Raw genomic sequence first — 15,374 nt, 5'->3', positions numbered from 1 at the left:
TCTTATTTGGAGTACAACTCAACGATTAAGTGTTCTTCAACTTCCAGATCGATTTCGTCTCTGGTGGGCATTCTTACGATAGAAGCGCTTAAAGCGTTTTTATCTAAAGATAACCACATGGGAACTACTTTAGATTCGGTAGTTTCTAACACTGCTTTAATCTTTTCAGAGCTGCGGCTCTTATCTTTAATGGTGATGGTATCTCCTGCCTTCAGTAAGATAGAAGGAATGTTTGCTTTCTGACCGTTTACTTCAAAATGGCCATGTCTAACCAGCTGTCTAGCTTCCGGTCTGGAAGTAGCCCAACCTAATCTGTAAACGATGTTATCTAATCTGGATTCTAAGATGATCAGTAAGTTTTCACCGGTGATGCCTGCTTTTTTAACAGCCATTTCGTAGTAGTTTGCAAACTGACCTTCTAATACGCCATAATATCTTCTAGTTTTCTGTTTTTCACGCAGCTGAACGCCGTATTCAGACATTTTCTTTCTTGCCTGGCCGTGCTGTCCGGGAGCATATGCTCTTTTAGACAGTGCACATTTTTCAGAAAAACATCTGGTACCTTTTAAGAAAAGTTTCTGATTTTCTCTTCTGCAAAGACGGCACACTGCACCTGTATATCTTGCCATTTGTTTTGCACCTCCACTTGTATTCTTTGGCTTATCGCCAAAATCCTAAATTTCAAATAATAATGTTCTCCAAAAGAGATTATACTCTTCTTCTCTTCGGAGGTCTGCAACCGTTGTGAGGAATAGGAGTTACGTCTTTAATCATGGTAACTTCCAAACCTGCGGTCTGCAGTGCTCTGATTGCAGCTTCTCTACCGGAACCGGGACCTTTTACGAAAACTTCAACAGTTTTTAAGCCATGTTCCATAGCAGCTTTTGCAGCAGTTTCAGCAGCCATCTGTGCAGCAAACGGGGTGTTTTTTCTGGAGCCTCTGAAGCCCAGACCACCTGCGGATGCCCAAGAAAGTGCATTACCTGCAACGTCAGTGATGGTTACGATTGTATTGTTGAAAGAAGACTGAATATGAACTGCACCTTTCTCAATGTGCTTCTTCTCTTTTCTTCTTCTGGTAGTTCTTTTAACCGCTTTAGCCATTTGATTTTCTCATTCCTTTCGTTAAAGTGCATCTCTACACTTCGATTCTTCTAGGCAACAAGCTTCTTAGCCTGCCTGCCGTATGGGAAACCCAAGCAAAAAGATTATTTCTTTTTGTTTGCCATAGTTTTTCTGGGACCTTTTCTGGTTCTTGCGTTGGTTTTGGTTCTCTGACCTCTGCAAGGCAGACCTTTTCTGTGTCTGGTTCCTCTGTAACATCCAATTTCAATCAAACGTTTGATATCCATTGCAACGTCACGGCGAAGATCACCTTCAACTACATGGTTTTTGTCGATATTATCTCTTAATTTTGCTACTTCTTCATCGGTTAAATCTTTAACTCTGGTGTCGGGATTGATTCCGGTTTCTTTTAAAATTCTTCTGGAAGCAGAAACACCAATTCCGTAGATATAGGTCAAACCGATTTCTACTCTTTTTTCTCTGGGTAAGTCGATACCAGCAATTCTTGCCATTTGAATCTACACCTCCTGATTTTTTCGTGTTGGATTTCGTTTGTTTATTGGCGGTTTCCCGCGAAAACGATTAGTGAAACCGTTTTCCTCTCACAGTGAGAGCAGTTGGAACACGTTTTATAAAAAGTATTCCTTATATGAAGCAAACATCCTGCAAAAAAGGCATACAGAGGAACTCTGTACAGCCGCGCCTTTTTCACAAAAGGTTTGTCTTTGCCGCTAAACGGGCATTCTTTGGAATTTGGCGATTAACCCTGTCTCTGTTTGTGTTTGGGGTTTTCGCAAATTACCATGATATTTCCTTTTCTGCGGATAACTTTACATTTTTCGCAGATTTTTTTTACAGACGGTCTTACTTTCATGAGTATTTACCTCCTATTATTTCGCTCTCCATACAATTCTGCCTCTGGTTAAATCATAGGGAGACATTTCTAAAGTCACTTTATCTCCCGGCAGAATTTTAATGTAGTGCATTCTTAATTTTCCTGAGATATGAGCTAAAATTTTGTGCCCATTTTCTAATTCAACTGTGAACTGAGCATTGGGTAATGCTTCAATTACAGTTCCTTCTAATTCAAGTACATCATCTTTCGGCATAATTTTTCCTCCGTGCAACTGTTATTCTTCCGATTCAGTATCATCTGTGAGAGCCCGAAGTGATTTTCGAAGCTCTGCATTGGTAATTTTTTTACCTTCGCTGATTTTTTGAAGCAGACGTTCATTTAAAGTATATTGGGATTTTTCCAAATGCTTTACTTTTTTCTTCTTCGGCTTTTCTAATTTCCGAAGCATTCCGTCTGCAAGCAACACATAATTGGAATCTAAAACTTCCAATACCATAAAAATGCGATTCTTATCTCTACCGCTTAAGGATACAACCAAGTCCGCTATTTGAAACATCCTTGCCCTCCTTATAACGTAGTTAAGATGACAGGTTCACTGTCTGTGATAAGAATGGTATTTTCGTAATGTGCCGATAGGCTGCCGTCCACCGTACGGATAGTCCAACGGTCTATGGCATCCTGATACACAGGATATTGCCCTAGGTTTACCATAGGTTCCACGGCAATGGTCATCCCCGGCATCAGCTTGGGTCCCTTCCCTGCTCTTCCGAAATTGGGAACCGACGGCCCTTCGTGCAAATTCGCTCCGATGCCGTGGCCTTCCAAATCACGAACAATGGAAAACCCTTTTCCTTCAATAAATGTCTGAATGGTTTCTGAAATATCTCCGACTCTGTTTCCTGCCACAGCCTGCTTCATCCCTAAAAAGAAACTTTCTCGGGTTGCTTCCACAAGAAGCTTTGCCTCTTGGGAAACGGCTCCGGCGAATGCAGTGTCGGCACAGTCGCCATGATATCCTTTATAACAAGCGCCGCAATCAATGCTGACAATATCGCCTTCCTGAATCACGTATTCACCGGGAATTCCATGCACCACCTCATCGTTCACCGAAACACAAATGTGCATCGGATAACCATTGTATTGGTAAAAAGATGGGGTAGCATTGCATTTTCTGATGAAATTTTCTGCAATTTTGTCAAGCTCAATTGTCTTGATTCCCGGTCTTACCGCTTCGATAGCTTTTTGTAAAGCACCTTTGGTAATCTGACCAGCTTTTTTCATCAGTGTAATTTCTTCTTTACTTTTAATATAAATCATAATCTTACACCCAGCACTTGTAATGCATTTTCCACAGTATCTTCCACACCGACACAACTTTGAACGGCTACCAATAATCCCTTTTCAGAGAAAAGTTGAATTAAAGGTTGTGTTTCTTTGCGATAAATATCCAACCGTTTGGAAATTACCTCCGGTCGGTCATCCTCTCTGATCTTCAGAGTGGTACCGCATTCGTCACAAATATTGTCCTGTTTCGGTGGATTATACTGAATATGAAAGGTAGCTCTGCAATTTGGACATTCTCTGCGACCGGCTAAACGATTGATAATCGTTTCATCAGACACATCTAAAAGCAACGCTTTATCCAGCTTGATTCCCAACTCAGCCAAATTTTCTACCTGAGCAGTATTTCTGGGAAAACCGTCTAAAATGTATCCGTTCCGACAATCTGGCTCCGAAAGTCTATTGATGAGTAACTTGTAAACCATTTCGTCCGACACAAAATTTCCTTTGGAAATCAGCCGATCAATTTCTTGTCCTAATGGAGAGCCCTTACCAATCTCATCCCGGAGCAATGCTCCGGTTGAGATGGTTGGAATTTCTAATTTTTTTGCTAAATTTCGCGCCAAAGTTCCTTTACCGGCACCGGGCGCTCCTAATAATGTCAAAATCATTGTTATGCACCGCAAAAAATTTTAATCTAAGAAGCCTTTATAATGTCTCATCAACATCTGAGATTCAATCTGTTTTACGGTTTCAATTGCAACACCTACTACGATGATCAGAGAAGATCCACCGAATGCAAACGCAGGATTGATGTGCGAGAGCAAGGTGGGAACAACTGCAATCAACGCAATAAAGATTGCACCGATCAGAGTGATTCTGTTTAATACCATACGGATGAAGTCACTGGTGGGTTTACCAGGTCTTAAGCCGGGAACGAAACCACCGTTAGCCTTCATGTTATTTGCAATTTCAATCGGATTAAACTGCAGTTCAGTATAGAAGAATGTGAACAGAATAATCAGAATGAAATAAATGATGGAGTACCAAATGCTACCGGGTGATAACACACGGATAACGCCTGCCCAGAATCCGGTACCTGCACCGCCAAGCATCTGTGCGATGGTTGCAGGGAATGCCATAATAGATACAGCAAAGATGATGGGTAAAACCCCTGCCATAGCAACCTTAATCGGCACGTGAGTGCTCTGGCCGCCATACATTTTTCTACCAACAACTCTTTTTGCATACTGAACAGGAATTCTTCTTTCAGCATTGTTCATCAGAACGATGAAACCGATTACAACCAGGATAATCAACGCCAGTGCAGCAATGATTAACCAGTTGGTTCCACCTACGATAAAGGAATACAGCGCAGTAGGAGCACCGGATACGATACCTGCAAAGATGATCATGGAGATACCGTTACCAACACCTTTTTCATTAATCTGCTCACCTAACCACATTAAGAATGCGGTACCAGCTGTTAAGGTAAGAACTACAGCAAAGAAGGTGATCGGTCCTTTAAAGCTTGTATCAACAACAGCCATGTATAAACCGGATGCCTGAACAAATGCTAAAACGATGGTAACAATACGAGTGATTTTTGCAATTTTCTTTTTGCCTTCTTCCCCTTCTTTAGCCATTTTTTCCAAAGCGGGAATTGCAACAGTCAGAAGCTGCATGATAATGGATGAGTTAATGTAAGGGGTGATGCTCATTGCAAAAATAGTTGCTTGCTCTAAAGCATTACCGGACATAATGTTTGCTAAACCAAACAGAGTATTATTTCCGCTGCCAAACAGCTGGGGTAAAATATCTCTGTTAATAAAGGGAACAGGGATATGCGATCCTAATCTGAAAACAACCAGTAACAGCAAAGTGTATAAGAGTTTTTTTCTCAGATCCGGAATTTTCCATGCATTTTTTAATATGCTAAACATATTAAATCACCTCAGTCTTTCCACCTAAAGCAGTAATTTTTTCAGCAGCAGCTTTTGAGAATCTTGCAGCTTTTACAGTCAGCTTTTTGGTAAGATCTCCTCTGTTTAACACAACAATTCCGTCATTGATTTTAGAAATTACGCCAGTTTCTTTTAACAGTTCAGCAGTAACTTCAGTTCCGTTTTCAAATCTTTCTAAATCGGAAAGATGAATTTCGGTATAGTTTTTCGCAAAGATATTGTGGAAGCCTCTTTTGGGGAGTCTTCTTGCTAACGGCATCTGACCGCCTTCAAAGCCGGGTCTTACACCGCCGCCAGATCTTGCTTTCTGACCTTTATGACCTTTGCCGGCTTGTTTTCCGTTACCGGAAGCGTGACCTCTACCTTTTCTGTAACGCTCTTTTACGGAACCCGGAGCCGGAGATAATTCATTTAATCTCATAACTTTTACACCTCCGAATGAATTTTAGTTTTAGACTTCTTCACAGTCTACCAGATAAGATACTTTTTTTACCATACCTCTGATCTGAGGTGTATCATTATGGATTTTTTCGTCTCTGATTTTTTTCAGGCCTAATGCGTTTGCAGTCTTAATATGGCTGTCAAGACGACCGATCAGGCTCTTTTTTAAAGTAACTTTTAATTTAGCCATTTTTAAAATACCAAGTGCTTAAAAACTTTTAGGCACATTTCCTTTCTTTCGGACTCATCTTATTTGGTTCTGATTCCTATGAAACCTCTTATTTCACGATTTCAGCGGGAGTTTTACCTCTTTTATCAGCCACTTCTTTTAAACTCATTAAGCTCTTTAATCCTTCGATAGTAGCAGATACTACGTTTCTGGGATTGTTGGATCTTAAACATTTGGTTCTGATATCTCTGATACCAGCCAGTTCCAGTACGGCTCTGGCAGGGCCACCAGCGATAACACCGGTACCTTCAGCAGCAGGTTTTAATAACACTCTGCCTGCACCAAATTCACCAATAACTTCATGAGGAATAGTAGTTTTGTACAGGGGAATTTCCACCATGTTTTTCTTTGCATCCTCAATACCTTTTCTGATTGCATCCGGAATTTCAGCTGCTTTACCCATACCGCAACCTACTCTACCGTTTTCGTCGCCTACAACTACCAAAGCTGAGAAACGGAAGGTTCTACCACCTTTTACAACTTTAGCAACTCTGTTTAAGGCAACAACTTTTTCTTTAATATCCAGCGTAGCCGGATCAAATTTAGCTTGATTCACGATTGTATTTCCTCCTTATCACTAAAGTGTAATTAGAACTGCAGTCCGCCTTCTCTGGCACCTTCAGCCAAAGCGGCAACGCGTCCGTGGTACAGATAACCGCCACGATCGAATACAACAACTTCGATACCTTTGGCTTTTGCTTTTTCTGCAACCAATAAACCAACTTTTTTCGCAGCTTCAATGTTTCCACCCGGATTCTTGCCGAATTCAGGGCTTAAGGTAGAAGCGGAAACTAAGGTAACACCTGCAACGTCATCGATAATCTGAGCATAAATGTGATTTAAGCTTCTGAACACATTCAGTCTCGGTTTCTGTGCAGTACCTTTAATATTATTTCTGATTCTGTAATGTCTTTTTACTCTGGCAACATTACTGTTTTGCTTTTTAACCACTGTTTATTCACTCCTTTAAACAATCTGATAAAACAGCTAAGGAACATAACCAAACGATTATTTCTTCTTAGCGCCGGTTTTACCTTCTTTTCTGATAATAACTTCATCAACGTATTTGATACCTTTACCTTTATAGGGTTCCGGAGGTCTTTTTTCACGGATATTGGCAGCGAACTGACCAACTTTCTGTTTATCGGGACCTTTTACGATGATTTTATTCGGTGTGGGGCAATCCAGGGTGATACCGTCACGTTCTTCCATCTCAACCTGATGAGAATAACCTAAGTTCATAACGATTTTGTTACCCTGTTTTGCAACTCTGTAACCAACACCGTTGATTTCCAGTTCTTTAGAGAAACCGGAGGTAACACCGGTAATCATATTGGAAAGGATGGTACGAGTTAAACCGTGTAAGGATCTATGTGTTTTTTCATCACTGGGTCTGGTTACGGTTACTTCGTTATTTTCCAATTTCAGGACCATGTCCTTATTGAACTTCTGTTCTAAAGTTCCTAAGGGACCTTTTACAGTTACTAAATTTTCAGCGCCGATTGTTACTGTTACTCCATTCGGTACGGAGATCGGCATTTTACCAATTCTAGACATCTTTTATCCCTCCATTACCAAATATAAGCGAGAATTTCGCCGCCGACATTTTCCTGTCTTGCTTTTTTATCGGTCATGATTCCTTTAGAAGTGGAAACTAACGCGATACCCAGGCCTTTTAATACTTTCGGCAGTTCTTCGCTTTTTGCGTAAACTCTGAGACCCGGTTTTGAAATTCTTCTCAAACCATTAATTGTTTTAGTTTTGTTTGCACCGTATTTCAGGGTGATTCTGATGATGCCCTGAGTGCTGTTGTCAATCAGCTGGAAATTCTTAATGTAGCCTTCTTCTAAAAGAATCTCAGCAATTGCTTTTTTCATATTAGATGCGGGAACATCCACGGTATCGTGTTTTGCTGTACCTGCATTTCTAATTCTTGTAAGCATATCTGCAATAGGATCTGTGATCTGCATTGTATAGCCTCCTTTTTTAAGGTATTGTTTATCACGCCAAGGTGATACGACTTACCTAAAACCTTGTTCTTAATTCTTTACGTGCCCCATCGGGGGACTTTTCTGCCCTTTCGGGCAGTTACAGTCTTTCGCCTGCAAAAACCAATCTTACCAGCTTGCTTTTTTCACGCCGGGAATCTGACCTTTGTATGCCAGTTCTCTGAAGCAAATACGGCAAATGCCATATTTTCTAAGATAAGCATGAGGTCTGCCGCAGATTTTACATCTGTTGTATTCTCTGGTGCTGAACTTCTGGGGTTTCTGCTGCTTATTAATCATAGATTTTTTAGCCATTTGTTTCCATTTCCTTTCACTTTACTCTTGTGTTTTGGGAATCTTCAGAAATCGACGCTTACGCTTTAATGAAGGGAGCGCCCATCAGAGTCAGTAATTCTTTTGCTTCTTCGTCAGTTTTTGCAGTGGTAACGAATGCAATGTCCATACCTCTGATTTTTTCTACCTTATCGTATTCGATTTCCGGGAAAATCAGCTGTTCTTTGATACCGAATGCGTAGTTGCCGCGGCCGTCAAAAGAGTTTGCGCTAATACCTCTGAAGTCTCTTACACGGGGAAGAGCGATGCAGAATAATCTTTCGATAAATTCATACATTCTTTCGCCACGTAAAGTAACTTTACATCCAATGTTCATACCTTCTCTTAATTTGAAGTTAGATACGGATTTTTTCGCTTTGGTCAGAACTGCTTTCTGACCGGTGATTAAGGTTAAGTCTGCAGCAGCGCTTTCTAACGCTTTTGCATTGTCTTTTGCTTCACCAACACCGATGTTTACAACAACTTTGTCGATTTTCGGAATCTGCATTACAGATTTGTATCCGAATTTGCTCATCAGGGCAGGTGCAACTTCGTTCTTATATAAATTAGCTAAGTTAGACATAATCGCAGTTTACCTCCCTTTCTTATTCGCCTAAAGTTTCATTGCATTTTTTGCAATATCTTACTTTTTTGCCATTGTCCAGGATTTTCTTACCGGTTCTTACCGCTTTACCGCATTTGGGGCAAACGAGCATTACTTTGGAAGCATAAATCGGACATTCCTGTTTTACAATACCACCGGTCTGACCCTGAGCTTTAGGTTTGGTGTGTTTGGTAGCAACGTTAACACCTTCTACGATAACTTTACCTTCTTTGGGGGATACTACCAGAACTTTACCTTTTTTGCCTTTGTCTTTACCGGAAATAACCATTACACGGTCATCTTTTCTTACATTCACTTTTTTGTACATTTTCGTTACCTCCCTTACAATACTTCAGGAGCCAAGGATAAAATTTTGGAATATTCCTTGTCACGAAGCTCTCTTGCAACAGGGCCAAAAATACGAGTACCTCTCGGATTTTTGTCATCTTTAATAATTACAGCTGCGTTTTCGTCAAATCTGATGTAGGTTCCATCCTGACGGCGAACACCTTTCACACTTCTAACGATAACAGCTTTTACAACATCACCTTTTTTTACAACTCCGCCGGGTGTTGCTTTTTTGACAGTAGCTACAACCACGTCACCGATGTTTGCGTATCTTTTTTTAGATCCGCCGAGAACTCTGATGGTCAGCAGTTCTTTTGCACCGGTATTATCAGCTACTTTCATTCTGCTTTCTTGCTGAATCATTGTAATCCTCCTCTGCTTACTGACATAAGTCGCAAGCGTTTTTATTAACGGTATTACTACCGCAGAAACATTCTTATTTTGCTTTTTCAACGATTTTTGTAAGTCTCCATCTTTTGTCTTTAGACAAAGGTCTGGTTTCCATGATTTCAACTCTGTCGCCGATGTTACATTCGTTGTTTTCATCATGTGCTTTGAACTTAATGGTTCTTTTGATGATTTTTTTGTAAATCGGATGCTTTACAGAATCTTCAATCTTAACAACGATGGTTTTATCCATTTTGTTGCTTACAACTTCGCCGATTCTAACTTTTCTAAAGCCTCTTTCGGACATGATTTAGTTCCTCCATTTCCGCCTTTCGCCAAAAACGGGAAAAGCGATTCTAAACCTCACGGGAAAATTATTGGTTAATTCCCAGTTCTCTTTCTTTTAATACAGTCTTGATTTTCGCGATAGTTTTTTTAACTTCTTTCATTCTCATGGGGTTATCAAGCTGGTTGGTGGCATGTTGAAATCTTAAGTTAAAAAGCTCAATTTTCAGCTCAGCGAGTTTCTGATTAAGCTCCTTATCCGCTAAATCTCTAATATTCTTAATCTTCATCGCTTTCTACCTCCACTTCTTTTTCACGGAGAACAAACTTGGTCTTAACGGACAGTTTGTGCTGCGCTAATCTCATAGCTTCTCTGGCAGTTACTTCATCAACGCCGGAAAGCTCGAATAATACTCTGCCCGGTTTTACAACTGCTACCCAGTATTCGGGAGAACCTTTACCGCTACCCATACGAGTTTCAGCAGGTTTTTCGGTTACCGGTTTATCGGGGAAAATTTTGATCCAAACTTTACCGCCTCTTTTGATGTAACGGTTGATCGCAATACGGGCAGCTTCGATCTGGTTACCGGTGATCCAACCGGGTTCGGTAGCCTGAATACCGTAATCGCCGTAAGTTACTTTGTTACCTCTTAAAGCTTTACCGGTCATTCTGCCTCTGAATTGTTTTCTTCTTTTTACTCTTTTAGGCATTAACATAGCTTATTTTCCTCCCTCTTGAGTATTTTTTTTCGCATTTTTGCTTTCAGGAAGAATTTCACCTTTGTAAATCCAAACTTTAACGCCTAACTTACCGTAGGTGGTATTCGCTTCTGCAAAACCGTAATCGATATCTGCTCTTAAGGTCTGCAGCGGAATGGTTCCTTCGTGATAATGCTCAGTTCTTGCAATTTCAGCTCCGCCAACACGGCCGGAAACGGAAGTTTTAATACCTTTTGCACCGAACTTCATAGTTCTCTGCATGGACTGTTTCATCGCTCTTCTGAAGGAAATACGTTTTTCCAGCTGAGCTGCGATGTTTTCAGCTACTAAAGTTGCATCCATTTCTGCGGGTTTTACTTCAACGATGTTTACGTTAACGTTTGCGTTACCGCCCAGTAATTTCACAACAGAAGCTCTGATTTTTTCTAATTCTGCACCGCCTTTACCGATTAACATACCGGGTTTTGCAGTGAACACTTTAATAAAGATTTTATTTGCTTTTCTTGCAATTTCAATTTTGGAAATGCCGGCCTGGAACAGAGATTTCTTTAAGAATACTCTGATTTTGTGGTCTTCTACTAAAGTATCGCCGAATTTGTGATCCGGAGCGTACCATTTAGAGTCCCAATCTTTAATAACGCCGACTCTTAAACCATGCGGGTTAACTTTCTGACCCATTACTCATACCTCCTATTCTTTTTCTTTTACAACCACGGTAATATGGCTGGTTCTTTTTGCAATTCTGAATGCTCTACCCTGTGCTCTGGGCTGAATTCTTTTCAGAATCGGGCCTGCGTTTGCGAAACATTCGGAAACGTACAGGTCATCTTTTGCCATATTATGATTGTTTTCCGCATTAGCGATAGCTGATAATAACAGTTTTTCAACCAGGGGGGATGCAGCTTTGGGAGTATGTCTTAAAATAGCCAAAGCCTGACCAACGGGTTTATTTCTGATTAAATCAATAACTATCTTTACCTTGCGGGGAGATATTCTAGCATAACGGAGAGTTGCTCTTGCCTCCATTTTTATTCCTCCTCTTTCACCCTTTAGGTGGTTCTAAAATTTAAACTTATGTGTCGGGTTCTTTTGGTATTACCCGGATTATTTTGAAGTTTTTGCACCTGCGTGACCTTTGTAGGTTCTGGTAGGAGCAAATTCGCCCAGTTTGTGACCAACCATATCTTCGGTTACATATACGGGAACGTGTTTTCTTCCGTCATATACTGCAACGGTGTGTCCAACGAACTGAGGGAAAATAGTAGAAGATCTGGACCAAGACTTTAACACTCTTTTTTCGCCTTTGTCATTCATTTCTTCAATTCTCTTCAAAAGTTTGGGGTCCACGAAAGGCCCTTTTTTGATTGAACGGCTCATATTTTTGCCTCCTTGTAGATTTTTTCGCACAAGTTGTGCGTTTTATCGGGGTACCGCATCCGAAAATCGGATCACGGTGTATGTCGATGATTATTTACCGTTTCTGGTCTTCACGATCAGGCGGTTAGTGATTTTCTTTTTCTTTCTGGTTTTTAAGCCCAGAGCCGGTTTACCCCAGGGAGTAACAGGAGCCGGACGACCGATGGGTGATTTACCTTCACCACCACCATGGGGATGGTCACAGGGATTCATAACAACACCACGAACGGTAGGTTTGATACCCATATGTCTTTTTCTACCTGCTTTACCGATGGTAACGTTTTCATGCTCTAAGTTACTTACCTGACCGATGGTTGCTTTACAGTCGATCAGCACTTTTCTAACTTCGCCGGAGGGAAGTCTTACCTGAGCATAGTCACCTTCTTTAGCCATCAGCTGTGCTGCATTACCTGCAGAACGAACTAACTGACCGCCTCTGTTTTTGGTGATTTCCACGTTGTGGATGATGGTACCAACGGGAATGTTTGCTAACGGTAAAGTGTTACCGGGTTTGATATCTGCGGTTGCAGAGGAGATAACTTTATGGCCAACTTTTAATTCGTTGGGAGCCAGGATGTATCTCTTTTCACCATCTTCATACTGAACTAATGCGATATATGCGGTTCTGTTCGGATCGTATTCTAAGGTCAGAACAGTTGCGGGCATATCCATTTTGTCACGTTTGAAGTCGATAATTCTGTATTTAGATTTGTTTCCGCCGCCTCTGTGTCTTACGGTGATTCTACCGTAGGAGTTTCTGCCGGCGTGTTTTTTCAGTTTAACAAGAAGAGATTTTTCAGGTTTTACATCAGACAACACGGAGAAGTCAGGTGCGGTCATATATCTTCTTGACGGTGTAGTCGGTTTATAAGTTTTTACTGCCATTATCAATCATCTCCTTATCTTAAACTTTCAAAGAATTCGATTGTTTTGGTTCCTTTTAATTTTACAATCGCTTTCTTCCAGTCGGATTTTTTGCCTGCGTGTACGCCGACTCTTTTGTTTTTGCCGATTACGTTTAAGGTTGTAACTTTGTCTACTTCAACTTTAAAGATTTCTTCAACGGCTTTTTTGATTTCGATTTTGTTGGCATTTGCGTTCACTTTGAAAGTGTACTTCTGATCAGCCAGCATGCCCATGGATTTTTCCGAAATGATCGGAGCAATAATGATATCGTATGCGTTCATCTTAGCAGTACACCTCCTCTAATTTGGTAACCGCAGATGCTTCAATCACTAATTTGGTGTGATTTAAAACATCGTAGGTGTTGATGGTATCAACCACTGCAGTTTTTACGCCGGGTACGTTGTTTGCGGAAGCGATTAAGTTAGCTTCTTTTGCACCGGTAACCACAAATGCTTTGGTATCAACTTTTAAGTTTTCTAAAATCTTAACAAAAGATTTGGTTTTGATTTCGTCCATAGCCAGCTTATCCACAACAACAATGTTGTTTTCTGCAACTTTTGCAGATAAAGCGGATTTTAATGCCAGTCTTCTGGTTTTTTTGTTTAAGGTGTAGCTGTAATCTCTCGGTTTGGGACCTAAAGCCACGCCGCCACCTTTCCACTGGGGAGCACGGATGGAGCCCTGTCTTGCACGACCGGTTCCTTTCTGTTTCCACGGTTTTGCGCCGCCACCGCTTACTTCGGTACGGGTTTTGGTAGACTGAGTACCCTGTCTCTGATTTGCCAGGTAGTTTTTCACAGTCATATGAAGAGCGGCACTGCTGATTTCAACAGCAAAAATCTCATCTTTTAATTCGATTTCGCCGACTTCTTTGCCTTCAATATTATATAATGCTACTTTAGGCATCGTATTTCCTCCTTCCAGCCAAAGGCTGATTATCATTGTTTTGTCACCCTACGGGGTGAAAAGCAGTTTCTATATCAACTTCTGTGATTACTTGGAAGCTTTCACAGAGCTCTTAACGGTAACCAATCCGCCTTTGGGACCGGGAATTGCACCTTTAACAAGGATCAGGTTTTTGTCTTCCATAACTTTCACGATTTCTAAGTTCTGAACAGTTACCTGAACATTACCCATGTGACCGGGAAGTTTTTTGCCTTTGAATACACGAGACGGGGAAGAACAAGCTCCCATAGAACCTGCGCTTCTATGCACAGGACCAGCACCGTGGCTCATGGGGATTCTGGACTGACCATGTCTTTTGATGGTGCCCTGGTAACCTTTACCTTTAGAGATACCGGTTACATCAACGCTGTCGCCTTCTGCGAAAACGCCTGCTTTGATTTCATCGCCCACATTGTAAGAAGCGGTGTCATCCAATCTGAATTCTCTTAAGAATTTCATGATTGCGGTACCAGCTTTTTTGAAGTGGCCCATTAACGGTTTGTTAGATTTTTTTTCTTTGGTTTCCACAAAACCAACCTGAATTGAGTTGTAACCGTCGATTTCTACGGTTTTCTTTTGGGTAACGACACAGGGACCTGCTTCAATCACGGTAACCGGAACAAATTTGCCGGTTTCGGAGAAAAGCTGAGTCATGCCGACTTTTTTACCCAGAATTGCTTTTTCCATAATGTTTTCCTCCTATGGTTATTGGTTGGGGGTTGCCCAACATGACCTTGGTACCTCAGAAGTTTTTGAGGTATCAGGTGGGCGTTTTTTTTGCCCATGCGAATTCTCTTTGACACAGGTAAGAGAAAACTCGCATACTATTATATATATGGTATAATAATAGTCGATTACAGTTTGATGTCGAATTCAACGCCTGCGGGCAGGTCTAATTTCATCAGAGCATCAACAGTTTTCGCGGTGGGGTTTAAGATATCGATCATTCTCTTATGAGTTCTCATTTCGAACTGTTCTCTGGAGTCTTTGTACTTGTGTACTGCTCTTAAGATAGTAACGATTTCTTTTTTGGTGGGAAGCGGAATGGGGCCGGATACTCCTGCGCCAGTTCTTTTCGCGGTTTCCACTACTTTTTCAGCGGACTGATCTAAAATAACGTGATCATACGCTTTCAATCTGATTCTGATTTTTTCTTTCATTGCTGCCATAACCGTGTTTCCTCCTAAATAATTCAAAATTTTTTCGGTGTTCTGTTTCGGCTGCACGGTTCATTTTTCTAACACTCACCCTCGTGTTTCACACCTATTCCATAAAATATCCCGAAGATTTTTATAGCGCTCATAAAAATTTTCGGGCATCAAAAGGTAATGATGTAAGTACACCAAGTCGTTATCATGAATTACCGTTTTTTAGCCGCCTGGTTTCAAACCAAACATACTCCGTGGAAATTCCCTTCAAAACAGCCGGTTTATACCGTTTTGAAGCCACCTTCCACTTCATCGCATAACATAACCTTTGATATTATAGCAGATAGTTTGTCAAATTGCAAGTGTTTTTTGAAATTTTTTTAAATTTTTTTCAAATTTTTTCAAACCTGCCATTTTACGCCTTTTTTGGTATATTTTCCAAATAATATTTGTCTCTT

The 15,374-nt window shown here is 40.9% G+C and carries 30 protein-coding genes; all 30 read right to left on the bottom strand.

Annotated elements, in window-relative coordinates:
• Positions 1 to 2: 2 nt before the first annotated feature.
• The 30 genes from rpsD to rpsJ all read right to left on the bottom strand — a co-directional run bounded on the left by rpsD (position 3) and on the right by rpsJ (position 14,937).
• Positions 3 to 629, bottom strand: coding sequence for a 30S ribosomal protein S4 (gene rpsD, locus E7413_06745; protein ID MBE7019555.1), 627 nt, complete (start codon positions 627 to 629; stop codon positions 3 to 5).
• Positions 630 to 708: 79 nt separating this feature from the next.
• Positions 709 to 1,104, bottom strand: coding sequence for a 30S ribosomal protein S11 (gene rpsK / locus E7413_06740; GenBank protein MBE7019554.1), 396 nt, complete (start codon positions 1,102 to 1,104; stop codon positions 709 to 711).
• A gap of 104 nt (positions 1,105 to 1,208) precedes the next feature.
• On the bottom strand, positions 1,209 to 1,577 hold the full coding sequence (rpsM, locus tag E7413_06735; GenBank protein ID MBE7019553.1) for a 30S ribosomal protein S13: 369 nt from the start codon (positions 1,575 to 1,577) through the stop codon (positions 1,209 to 1,211).
• 248 nt (positions 1,578 to 1,825) lie between these two features.
• Positions 1,826 to 1,939 carry a 50S ribosomal protein L36 gene (gene rpmJ, locus E7413_06730; GenBank protein MBE7019552.1) on the bottom strand — a complete coding sequence of 38 codons (114 nt, stop codon included), beginning with the start codon at positions 1,937 to 1,939 and terminating at the stop codon, positions 1,826 to 1,828.
• Positions 1,940 to 1,955: 16 nt separating this feature from the next.
• On the bottom strand, positions 1,956 to 2,174 hold the full coding sequence (gene infA, locus E7413_06725; protein ID MBE7019551.1) for a translation initiation factor IF-1: 219 nt from the start codon (positions 2,172 to 2,174) through the stop codon (positions 1,956 to 1,958).
• Between the two features lie 21 nt (positions 2,175 to 2,195).
• Positions 2,196 to 2,477, bottom strand: coding sequence for a hypothetical protein (locus E7413_06720; protein ID MBE7019550.1), 282 nt, complete (start codon positions 2,475 to 2,477; stop codon positions 2,196 to 2,198).
• Positions 2,478 to 2,488: 11 nt separating this feature from the next.
• Entirely contained in the window at positions 2,489 to 3,238 is a 750-nt protein-coding gene (map, locus tag E7413_06715) for a type I methionyl aminopeptidase (protein MBE7019549.1), read from the bottom strand.
• Complete coding sequence (locus E7413_06710) at positions 3,235 to 3,873, bottom strand: nucleoside monophosphate kinase (GenBank protein ID MBE7019548.1); 639 nt, start codon at positions 3,871 to 3,873, stop codon at positions 3,235 to 3,237. Before E7413_06710 ends, map begins: the two co-directional genes overlap by 4 nt.
• 21 nt (positions 3,874 to 3,894) lie before the next feature.
• Entirely contained in the window at positions 3,895 to 5,145 is a 1,251-nt protein-coding gene (gene secY, locus E7413_06705) for a preprotein translocase subunit SecY (GenBank protein ID MBE7019547.1), read from the bottom strand.
• Position 5,146: 1 nt separating this feature from the next.
• On the bottom strand, positions 5,147 to 5,587 hold the full coding sequence (locus E7413_06700) for a 50S ribosomal protein L15 (GenBank protein MBE7019546.1): 441 nt from the start codon (positions 5,585 to 5,587) through the stop codon (positions 5,147 to 5,149).
• Between the two features lie 30 nt (positions 5,588 to 5,617).
• The gene (rpmD, locus tag E7413_06695; GenBank protein MBE7019545.1) at positions 5,618 to 5,797 is read right to left on the bottom strand and encodes a 50S ribosomal protein L30; all 180 of its coding nucleotides are present in this window, start codon (positions 5,795 to 5,797) and stop codon (positions 5,618 to 5,620) included.
• 88 nt (positions 5,798 to 5,885) lie between these two features.
• Positions 5,886 to 6,392 (bottom strand): 30S ribosomal protein S5, encoded by a 507-nt coding sequence (locus E7413_06690; protein ID MBE7019544.1) that lies wholly within the window; start codon positions 6,390 to 6,392, stop codon positions 5,886 to 5,888.
• Between the two features lie 32 nt (positions 6,393 to 6,424).
• Complete coding sequence (locus E7413_06685; protein MBE7019543.1) at positions 6,425 to 6,787, bottom strand: 50S ribosomal protein L18; 363 nt, start codon at positions 6,785 to 6,787, stop codon at positions 6,425 to 6,427.
• Between the two features lie 57 nt (positions 6,788 to 6,844).
• On the bottom strand, positions 6,845 to 7,393 hold the full coding sequence (locus E7413_06680) for a 50S ribosomal protein L6 (GenBank protein MBE7019542.1): 549 nt from the start codon (positions 7,391 to 7,393) through the stop codon (positions 6,845 to 6,847).
• A 14-nt stretch (positions 7,394 to 7,407) separates the two neighbouring features.
• Positions 7,408 to 7,806: a 30S ribosomal protein S8 gene (gene rpsH, locus E7413_06675; GenBank protein ID MBE7019541.1), complete on the bottom strand. Its 399-nt coding sequence runs from the start codon at positions 7,804 to 7,806 to the stop codon at positions 7,408 to 7,410.
• A 147-nt stretch (positions 7,807 to 7,953) separates the two neighbouring features.
• Entirely contained in the window at positions 7,954 to 8,139 is a 186-nt protein-coding gene (locus E7413_06670) for a type Z 30S ribosomal protein S14 (GenBank protein MBE7019540.1), read from the bottom strand.
• Positions 8,140 to 8,197: 58 nt separating this feature from the next.
• A complete protein-coding gene (rplE, locus tag E7413_06665; GenBank protein MBE7019539.1) occupies positions 8,198 to 8,740 on the bottom strand; it encodes a 50S ribosomal protein L5 in 543 nt (180 codons plus the stop codon).
• Between the two features lie 22 nt (positions 8,741 to 8,762).
• Positions 8,763 to 9,089 (bottom strand): 50S ribosomal protein L24, encoded by a 327-nt coding sequence (locus E7413_06660; GenBank protein MBE7019538.1) that lies wholly within the window; start codon positions 9,087 to 9,089, stop codon positions 8,763 to 8,765.
• Between the two features lie 14 nt (positions 9,090 to 9,103).
• Positions 9,104 to 9,472, bottom strand: a complete 369-nt coding sequence (rplN, locus tag E7413_06655; GenBank protein ID MBE7019537.1) for a 50S ribosomal protein L14 — start codon at positions 9,470 to 9,472, stop codon at positions 9,104 to 9,106.
• Positions 9,473 to 9,545: 73 nt separating this feature from the next.
• On the bottom strand, positions 9,546 to 9,803 hold the full coding sequence (gene rpsQ, locus E7413_06650; GenBank protein MBE7019536.1) for a 30S ribosomal protein S17: 258 nt from the start codon (positions 9,801 to 9,803) through the stop codon (positions 9,546 to 9,548).
• A 67-nt stretch (positions 9,804 to 9,870) separates the two neighbouring features.
• Positions 9,871 to 10,071, bottom strand: a complete 201-nt coding sequence (locus E7413_06645; GenBank protein MBE7019535.1) for a 50S ribosomal protein L29 — start codon at positions 10,069 to 10,071, stop codon at positions 9,871 to 9,873.
• A complete protein-coding gene (gene rplP, locus E7413_06640) occupies positions 10,061 to 10,498 on the bottom strand; it encodes a 50S ribosomal protein L16 (GenBank protein ID MBE7019534.1) in 438 nt (145 codons plus the stop codon). The genes E7413_06645 and rplP overlap by 11 nt, the downstream gene beginning before the upstream one ends.
• A gap of 3 nt (positions 10,499 to 10,501) precedes the next feature.
• A complete protein-coding gene (gene rpsC / locus E7413_06635; GenBank protein MBE7019533.1) occupies positions 10,502 to 11,179 on the bottom strand; it encodes a 30S ribosomal protein S3 in 678 nt (225 codons plus the stop codon).
• A gap of 12 nt (positions 11,180 to 11,191) precedes the next feature.
• The gene (locus E7413_06630) at positions 11,192 to 11,527 is read right to left on the bottom strand and encodes a 50S ribosomal protein L22 (protein ID MBE7019532.1); all 336 of its coding nucleotides are present in this window, start codon (positions 11,525 to 11,527) and stop codon (positions 11,192 to 11,194) included.
• A gap of 78 nt (positions 11,528 to 11,605) precedes the next feature.
• Complete coding sequence (gene rpsS, locus E7413_06625; GenBank protein ID MBE7019531.1) at positions 11,606 to 11,878, bottom strand: 30S ribosomal protein S19; 273 nt, start codon at positions 11,876 to 11,878, stop codon at positions 11,606 to 11,608.
• Between the two features lie 90 nt (positions 11,879 to 11,968).
• Positions 11,969 to 12,802 (bottom strand): 50S ribosomal protein L2, encoded by an 834-nt coding sequence (gene rplB, locus E7413_06620; GenBank protein ID MBE7019530.1) that lies wholly within the window; start codon positions 12,800 to 12,802, stop codon positions 11,969 to 11,971.
• Positions 12,803 to 12,816: 14 nt separating this feature from the next.
• Positions 12,817 to 13,104, bottom strand: coding sequence for a 50S ribosomal protein L23 (locus E7413_06615; protein ID MBE7019529.1), 288 nt, complete (start codon positions 13,102 to 13,104; stop codon positions 12,817 to 12,819).
• A 1-nt stretch (position 13,105) separates the two neighbouring features.
• Positions 13,106 to 13,729, bottom strand: coding sequence for a 50S ribosomal protein L4 (gene rplD / locus E7413_06610; GenBank protein ID MBE7019528.1), 624 nt, complete (start codon positions 13,727 to 13,729; stop codon positions 13,106 to 13,108).
• An 87-nt stretch (positions 13,730 to 13,816) separates the two neighbouring features.
• Complete coding sequence (locus tag E7413_06605; protein MBE7019527.1) at positions 13,817 to 14,455, bottom strand: 50S ribosomal protein L3; 639 nt, start codon at positions 14,453 to 14,455, stop codon at positions 13,817 to 13,819.
• Between the two features lie 167 nt (positions 14,456 to 14,622).
• Positions 14,623 to 14,937: a 30S ribosomal protein S10 gene (rpsJ, locus tag E7413_06600; protein MBE7019526.1), complete on the bottom strand. Its 315-nt coding sequence runs from the start codon at positions 14,935 to 14,937 to the stop codon at positions 14,623 to 14,625.
• Positions 14,938 to 15,374 lie beyond the last annotated feature (437 nt).

The sequence above is a fragment of the Oscillospiraceae bacterium genome (assembly GCA_015068645.1).
Lineage (GTDB): Bacteria > Bacillota > Clostridia > UMGS1840 > UMGS1840 > SIG452.
Note: the sequence above shows the minus strand (reverse complement) of the source record. Positions and strands in the feature narration are given on the sequence as shown.

Coding starts and splice junctions, on each gene's coding strand:
- rplB (MBE7019530.1), bottom strand. CDS start 12,802: ATGGCAGTAAAAACTTATAAACCGACTACACCGTCAAGAAGATATATG.
- E7413_06660 (MBE7019538.1), bottom strand. CDS start 9,089: ATGTACAAAAAAGTGAATGTAAGAAAAGATGACCGTGTAATGGTTATT.
- rplN (MBE7019537.1), bottom strand. CDS start 9,472: ATGATTCAGCAAGAAAGCAGAATGAAAGTAGCTGATAATACCGGTGCA.
- E7413_06645 (MBE7019535.1), bottom strand. CDS start 10,071: ATGAAGATTAAGAATATTAGAGATTTAGCGGATAAGGAGCTTAATCAG.
- rplP (MBE7019534.1), bottom strand. CDS start 10,498: ATGTTAATGCCTAAAAGAGTAAAAAGAAGAAAACAATTCAGAGGCAGA.
- rpsD (MBE7019555.1), bottom strand. CDS start 629: ATGGCAAGATATACAGGTGCAGTGTGCCGTCTTTGCAGAAGAGAAAAT.
- rpsK (MBE7019554.1), bottom strand. CDS start 1,104: ATGGCTAAAGCGGTTAAAAGAACTACCAGAAGAAGAAAAGAGAAGAAG.
- rpmJ (MBE7019552.1), bottom strand. CDS start 1,939: ATGAAAGTAAGACCGTCTGTAAAAAAAATCTGCGAAAAATGTAAAGTT.
- rplE (MBE7019539.1), bottom strand. CDS start 8,740: ATGTCTAACTTAGCTAATTTATATAAGAACGAAGTTGCACCTGCCCTG.
- rpsQ (MBE7019536.1), bottom strand. CDS start 9,803: ATGTCCGAAAGAGGCTTTAGAAAAGTTAGAATCGGCGAAGTTGTAAGC.
- E7413_06700 (MBE7019546.1), bottom strand. CDS start 5,587: ATGAGATTAAATGAATTATCTCCGGCTCCGGGTTCCGTAAAAGAGCGT.
- E7413_06615 (MBE7019529.1), bottom strand. CDS start 13,104: ATGAACGCATACGATATCATTATTGCTCCGATCATTTCGGAAAAATCC.
- infA (MBE7019551.1), bottom strand. CDS start 2,174: ATGCCGAAAGATGATGTACTTGAATTAGAAGGAACTGTAATTGAAGCA.
- E7413_06630 (MBE7019532.1), bottom strand. CDS start 11,527: ATGGAGGCAAGAGCAACTCTCCGTTATGCTAGAATATCTCCCCGCAAG.
- E7413_06605 (MBE7019527.1), bottom strand. CDS start 14,455: ATGGAAAAAGCAATTCTGGGTAAAAAAGTCGGCATGACTCAGCTTTTC.
- E7413_06720 (MBE7019550.1), bottom strand. CDS start 2,477: ATGTTTCAAATAGCGGACTTGGTTGTATCCTTAAGCGGTAGAGATAAG.
- secY (MBE7019547.1), bottom strand. CDS start 5,145: ATGTTTAGCATATTAAAAAATGCATGGAAAATTCCGGATCTGAGAAAA.
- rpsS (MBE7019531.1), bottom strand. CDS start 11,878: ATGAGCCGTTCAATCAAAAAAGGGCCTTTCGTGGACCCCAAACTTTTG.
- E7413_06670 (MBE7019540.1), bottom strand. CDS start 8,139: ATGGCTAAAAAATCTATGATTAATAAGCAGCAGAAACCCCAGAAGTTC.
- map (MBE7019549.1), bottom strand. CDS start 3,238: ATGATTTATATTAAAAGTAAAGAAGAAATTACACTGATGAAAAAAGCT.
- rplD (MBE7019528.1), bottom strand. CDS start 13,729: ATGCCTAAAGTAGCATTATATAATATTGAAGGCAAAGAAGTCGGCGAA.
- rpsH (MBE7019541.1), bottom strand. CDS start 7,806: ATGCAGATCACAGATCCTATTGCAGATATGCTTACAAGAATTAGAAAT.
- rpsM (MBE7019553.1), bottom strand. CDS start 1,577: ATGGCAAGAATTGCTGGTATCGACTTACCCAGAGAAAAAAGAGTAGAA.
- E7413_06680 (MBE7019542.1), bottom strand. CDS start 7,393: ATGTCTAGAATTGGTAAAATGCCGATCTCCGTACCGAATGGAGTAACA.
- rpsJ (MBE7019526.1), bottom strand. CDS start 14,937: ATGGCAGCAATGAAAGAAAAAATCAGAATCAGATTGAAAGCGTATGAT.
- rpsC (MBE7019533.1), bottom strand. CDS start 11,179: ATGGGTCAGAAAGTTAACCCGCATGGTTTAAGAGTCGGCGTTATTAAA.
- E7413_06710 (MBE7019548.1), bottom strand. CDS start 3,873: ATGATTTTGACATTATTAGGAGCGCCCGGTGCCGGTAAAGGAACTTTG.
- rpmD (MBE7019545.1), bottom strand. CDS start 5,797: ATGGCTAAATTAAAAGTTACTTTAAAAAAGAGCCTGATCGGTCGTCTT.